6 protein-coding genes are annotated in these 5,620 nt (G+C 35.8%); all 6 read right to left on the bottom strand.

Annotated features, from left to right (window positions below; translation table 11 throughout):
• The coding region (locus DW761_RS20620) for a helix-turn-helix domain-containing protein (RefSeq protein ID WP_147323342.1) at positions 1–392 on the bottom strand (392 nt) is incomplete at its 3' end.
• 183 nt (positions 393–575) lie between these two features.
• On the bottom strand, positions 576–1,970 hold the full coding sequence (locus DW761_RS20615; protein ID WP_117519225.1) for an FtsK/SpoIIIE domain-containing protein: 1,395 nt from the start codon (positions 1,968–1,970) through the stop codon (positions 576–578).
• A gap of 71 nt (positions 1,971–2,041) precedes the next feature.
• A complete protein-coding gene (locus DW761_RS20610; RefSeq protein ID WP_180339902.1) occupies positions 2,042–2,929 on the bottom strand; it encodes a sensor histidine kinase in 888 nt (295 codons plus the stop codon).
• Positions 2,930–2,943: 14 nt separating this feature from the next.
• Complete coding sequence (locus DW761_RS20605; protein WP_117519223.1) at positions 2,944–3,771, bottom strand: ABC transporter permease subunit; 828 nt, start codon at positions 3,769–3,771, stop codon at positions 2,944–2,946.
• Positions 3,764–4,678 (bottom strand): ATP-binding cassette domain-containing protein, encoded by a 915-nt coding sequence (locus DW761_RS20600; protein ID WP_022621470.1) that lies wholly within the window; start codon positions 4,676–4,678, stop codon positions 3,764–3,766. The genes DW761_RS20605 and DW761_RS20600 overlap by 8 nt, the downstream gene beginning before the upstream one ends.
• Positions 4,679–4,767: 89 nt before the next feature.
• Complete coding sequence (locus DW761_RS20595; RefSeq protein WP_117519222.1) at positions 4,768–5,430, bottom strand: response regulator transcription factor; 663 nt, start codon at positions 5,428–5,430, stop codon at positions 4,768–4,770.
• Positions 5,431–5,620: the final 190 nt, after the last annotated feature.

The raw sequence follows: 5,620 nt of genomic DNA, 5'->3' as shown, positions 1-5,620 counted from the left end.
AGGACACCTTTTTCTTCGTCAGCCGACGTATAGATAAAGATGTCCCCTAAAGAATAATGCTCCGTATAACTGTAATGTCCGTAATCTTCATGGAGCATATAATTGATATTCAGTTTTAATATATCTTTGATGATGTGCTGTATATCCAGCGTGGGAAAACGAATTTTCACATAATCGAACAGCATGGTAAGCGGTGCTTCTGGATTAAACCTTGCCAGTTCTTTATGCAGAGTTTCCAGAAGTTCCTTTGACGGCTTCATTTTTCCGCTTTCTATCTTGTTGAGATATTCCCTTGTGATACCAGAAGCCAACGCCAGCCTGCCTTGTGAGATACCGTAAGCAATCCGTTTCTCCCGTAATTCTTTTATCCATTGTTCTTCATTCAGAACCATACCCCCAATCTGTCAAGTGTGAAGTTTTTTAAGACGACTTCACAGCCGATTTTTGCTAGGAAACCATGCCAGAAGCCTTATGTTTCCTATGTTTTTTGTCTATTGTCTATTTGCAAACGTACCCCTCTGTTAGATACCGAGGGGTTTTACCTGCTGGCGTGGCTTACGCCACACCAGCAACGGCTAGTCCGTGCCGTCGCCTTTCGCTTCGCACGTCGCCGTCCCGTCCTGCCTTGCTTGTGCAAGAGAACCGATAGTCTGCAAAAAATCATGTCCTTTCGGGACTAAAGGCGTATAAAATTCACTTATAACACTTGTTCCCACATCACAATAGCCACGCCCCTTGATACGCTTCTGGAAAAACTGCTTTTTCACATCTGAACCAAACAGCATACCGTAACCTAATTCGCTGATACGCCCAAGTCCCACACGGAAATTGAAGTTATCTCTGATACCGTCCGAGAAATACTTTGCGTCTGGACGCTGGCAGGCAACGATAAGGAAATAACCTGCTTGTCGCCCTAACATAACGATTTTCTTTAACTGGCTAAGTAGGCTCACGCTTTCTTTTGTCCCCAGCATTTCAAAAAATGCCACATATTCATCAAAGATAAGAAAGCAGGGTGGCAGTCCCAGATAGGCGTAGTTTTCGCCCGTCTTATAGTTCGGGTGTCGCTTCATTTCCTCACTTCGCTGTACCATGCCCTCATAAAAGGCATTGACGCAATCAATCATTTCTTCTTTGGTATGATACACATTTGCCATAACTGTTCCCAAGTCTGCAAGGTCAGCGTTCTTCGGGTCTAAGATATAAAGGACAGCGTTTGTATGCAGTAAGGCTTCAATAAGCGTCAGCAGAAAATAAGTTTTACCGCCACCAGTCCCACCAGCAATCAGAGCATGGGGAAGTGCGTCATATTCCCAGACAAGATTTTTCATCAATCTAAGACAGCCGTTTTCTGCCCGTACTTCATCAATGGTAACGCGGTTCGCTATCATATCATAAAGCAGAGTATATTCGATATAGCCGTCATGTAAGGTTTTGTCGGTCAGCTCGCAATACAAGCCACTTTCCAATTTATCCTCTAACCGTAAAAGCTGGTCTTGATATTTCCCCAGCGTAATTTCACAGCGGATATGAAGCAGTCCCTTTTCCATTTGATAGTAAATCTTTGGAAACCAGACGATTTTTTCTCTTGATCTGCTTTGCAGGTCAGTAAAAAAACCGCTGTCTTGTACGGTATCGGCTTCATACCACTTATTTTCCAGTATCATTCGTGCCAGCTTTTGACGGTGCAGGAGCTTCTTGAAACTGTCATAACAAAAACGGTAATACAGAAAAGCGACCAATGCACAAACACCAGTCGCTATCAGTATGGTTATGAAGTTGTAAGGGGAGAGTGTCAAGCCGTTTTCTAACAAGCTGAAATGCTCCCAATCGGTACGCATGAGCTGTTTGATATTCAATAGCAATAGAATCGCCACGAATACAAACAGAAGCGTCCCTATGGAAAAATGATAGACAAGGTGTTTGTCGCTGGCTCTGATACGGTGTCCTTTGTTCCAAATCTTACGCATAAATCAATCACTCCTTTCTGGGTACGAAAAAAGCAGTCAATCCAAAGACTAACTGCTATAAAAAGTTATTTTCACAAATCAAACACAATGCAAATATTAAGCATTTCATTATTATACTCGGCTGAAATTGTACCATTCATCTTTTCAACTAATGCTTTTGAAATAGACAATCCCAGTCCAGTTGAATTTCTAGCATTATTAACTGTATAAAATCGGTCAAATAATTTTCCAACTTCTATTTCAGTCAAATTTGAAGCATGGTTTATAAAATGAATTTCTCCATTTTCAAATAATGTAACTTCTAAATCGCCATTACTGTACTTGACTGCATTATTCAATAAATTTGCAAATATTCTTGATAATGCGGAACGGTCAAGATTACGGACTATCTTTTTCTGTGGAAGGATAATCTTAGGAGAAATTTGCTTTTCTTTTAAAATTGTATAGAATGAAGCGATACTTTCCTCTAATACATTGTTAATAGTAATAGGTTCAATTTTTAAATCTTCTTCTGAAGTTAAAATCACAGAATAACGAAATAATTCTTCTGTTAGTTGTTTTAGCATTTCTGTACGATTTTTTATGACAGCAATATATCTATTCACTTTTTCACTTTTTTCTTCTTGTTCAAGTAAATCCAAATAGCCATATATTGCGGTTAGCGGTGTGCGTAAATCGTGAGAAACATTTGTAACAGCATTTTTTAATTCTATATCGCCTTTTTGAAATTTTCTGCGTTCAGCTCGGAGCTTTCGTAGCTGGATATTTATTTCATTTGCTAAATGACACATATATTTATCGTTGCTTGAAATATCAATCAGAGTATTACTATCGGTTATGAGCTTTTCAGAGAATGAACATTCTATTTCTTTTGCAGATTTTCGTAATAAATGTATCTTGATAAGTAACAAGATAATTACTAAAATCAGTCCACTTATGAAAAGCCATAACCATAGCATAATTTTTCACTCCTTTACTTTAAATCTTTTTTCTTGAAAATCCAAACACCTGCACCAGTTGTAAGTATAACGATTACTAAGGAATATATAGGCAATCGTGTTAAATTAACAACTTGCATTGTTGAACATTGAATTGCTTGACCGCCTGGATTTACATCATAAAAGAATTGCACAATTTCTCGTTTTGTTCCGTCTAAATATTTTGGATTTTCCATTTCTTGAGCTGTTCTTTCTCCATTTTCTCCTATCGAATAAGCTGGAATAGTTTTTGGAGCGTCCAACATTCTATTACATATTGCACCAGCAAACAAAAGCCCAAATGAAAATAGAATACAAGCTACTGCAATAATAGCTTTATTTTGAGAGAGCATTGCTACAAGTGTAAAAAGAGAAGCAAATGTAACTGATAAAACCAAGACAGTTACTCCTATCATTACAATCATTTTCATATCAGCAACAAAAAATCCAAGTAAAGGAATTCCAACGCTGAGATACGGAACAAAAAACACAATACACATTGTAATTGCAATAATAGAACAAGTTACCATATTTGATAAATAAATAGTTTCTCTTTTCTGTCCTACGATAATTTTGTTTCTGATTGTTCCGTCATTATGTTCTGTACCGATAAAAAGACTACAAAATACAGCAAGAATAATTCCTATGAACAATGCACACATGAAAAATCCATTGTCAAGATTATTGATATATCCAGACTGTTTCATATCCCTATATCTCAATAGTGGGCTAGCTATTCCAATCACAAACATAAAAGCTAATGAACCCCAAAAACATTTATTTTTCCTTAATCGAAAGAAATTAGCAGATAATAATTTATTCATGTCTTGCACCCCCTACCAAGCTAACAAAATAACTTTCTAAACTTTCATCATGTTCATGTATCGAAATAACTTCACAATCTTTTTTGGATAATTCTGTCGTTAATTTTGAAATATTAACTTTTTCAAAAATATCCGCTTCTGTATTAGAAAGTATTTTATATTCAATGTTCATAGTGTCTAAAACATAAGCAAGGGTTTTTGTGCTTGATACTTTTAAATGAGTACATTTTCGGCATTTACTTTCCAATTCAATAGAGCTAATCTGTTTTATCATTTTACCATTGTCAATAAAGCCATAGTATGTTGCCAGTTTTGATAGCTCGTCTAATATATGACTAGAAATCAAAACGGTAATTCCATGTTCTTGATTGAGCTTCAAGATCAATTCCCTAATTTCTATAATTCCTTGTGGGTCAAGTCCATTGACTGGCTCATCAAGAACGAGAAAATCTGGCGAACCTGCAAGAGCAACCGCAATACCTAGTCTTTGACGCATACCAAGAGAAAAATTTTTTGCTTTTTTATTTCCCGTATTTTCAAGACCAACTAATTTTAATATTTCGGAAATTCCATCATCAGAGGGAATACCTAATACTTTGTATTGCTCCTTTAAATTTTCATACGCTGTTAAATCAACATAAATTGACGGTGTTTCTACGATTGCTCCCATTCTGCGACGAGATTTTGTAATGTCCTTATCTATGTGCTTTTTGCCATAAAGAACATAGTCGCCAGATGTAGGCTCTTGTAAACCACATATCAACCGTATAAGAGTTGTTTTGCCTGCTCCGTTTTTGCCGATAAGACCATAAATCGAACCTTTAGGCACATTCATTGATAAGCCGTTGAGTGCTTTAAAATGCCCGTAGTTCTTACATAAAGAATTTGTTTTAAGAACATATTCCATGATTTTTACCTCCTATTTTCTGATATAGTTATTCTATCTTGTAAGAGTAAAGAAAACGGTAAAGAAAACAGTAAAGAAACAGTAAAGATTTATTCTGTTCTCATTTTAAATCCAATTCCCCAAACAGCTTCAATATAATCTTTTCCACTTATATCACGAAGTTTTTTTCTTAAATTACTAATGTGCATTTTTAATGAGCTTTCAGTACAGTCTGGTGTGTCCTCACTAATTTTTTCTAAAAGAGATGACTTTACAATAACTTGCTTCGGATTTTGTATTAACAATTTCAAAATAGCATATTCCGTTCTCGTCAGTTTTACTTTTTTGTCCTCTATGAACACTTCATAAGTAAATGTATCCAATGTAATATCTTCAAATTCTAATGTTCTGTTTAATGAGGGTGTTTTAACTCTAAGTGCAACAGTAATTCTTGCCAATAATTCTTTTGTATCAAAAGGCTTAGTAACATAATCAACTGCACCACCAAGTAAAAGAGATACCTTATCTTCAACATCTACTTTTGCACTCATAACAATAATGGGAATATCTGATATTTGTGGTAATAATTCTTCCCCAGACAATCCCGGTAACATTAAGTCTAGCAAAATCAAATCTGGTTTTGTATCTGCTAAAAATAATAATGCTTCTGTACCAGAGTAAGCATGGGAAACCATATATCTTTCATGTACTAAAACTTCGTCCAACATTTTGTTTATATGAATATCATCATCAACAATTAAGATATGCTTCATTTTCATCACTCCATTATATTTGATATGAAATAATTATACCGTTATGCAGTATGCTCTACAATATAATTTTTACTCGGCAATCCTATTTTTTCTGTTGTCCCTGCGGTGTAGGGTTCTGTGGATTACCTGCGTTCTGATTGCCTTTATTCTTCAACACAATATCCTCTGCCTTTACATACCAGTCCACATC

The sequence above is a fragment of the Absiella sp. AM29-15 genome (assembly GCF_003434225.1).
In the GTDB taxonomy this organism is placed as follows: domain Bacteria; phylum Bacillota_I; class Bacilli_A; order Erysipelotrichales; family Erysipelotrichaceae; genus Hoskinsella; species Hoskinsella hominis.
Note: the sequence above shows the minus strand (reverse complement) of the source record. Positions and strands in the feature narration are given on the sequence as shown.

Coding starts and splice junctions, on each gene's coding strand:
- DW761_RS20615 (WP_117519225.1), bottom strand. CDS start 1,970: ATGCGTAAGATTTGGAACAAAGGACACCGTATCAGAGCCAGCGACAAA.
- DW761_RS20610 (WP_180339902.1), bottom strand. CDS start 2,929: ATGCTATGGTTATGGCTTTTCATAAGTGGACTGATTTTAGTAATTATC.
- DW761_RS20605 (WP_117519223.1), bottom strand. CDS start 3,771: ATGAATAAATTATTATCTGCTAATTTCTTTCGATTAAGGAAAAATAAA.
- DW761_RS20600 (WP_022621470.1), bottom strand. CDS start 4,678: ATGGAATATGTTCTTAAAACAAATTCTTTATGTAAGAACTACGGGCAT.
- DW761_RS20595 (WP_117519222.1), bottom strand. CDS start 5,430: ATGAAGCATATCTTAATTGTTGATGATGATATTCATATAAACAAAATG.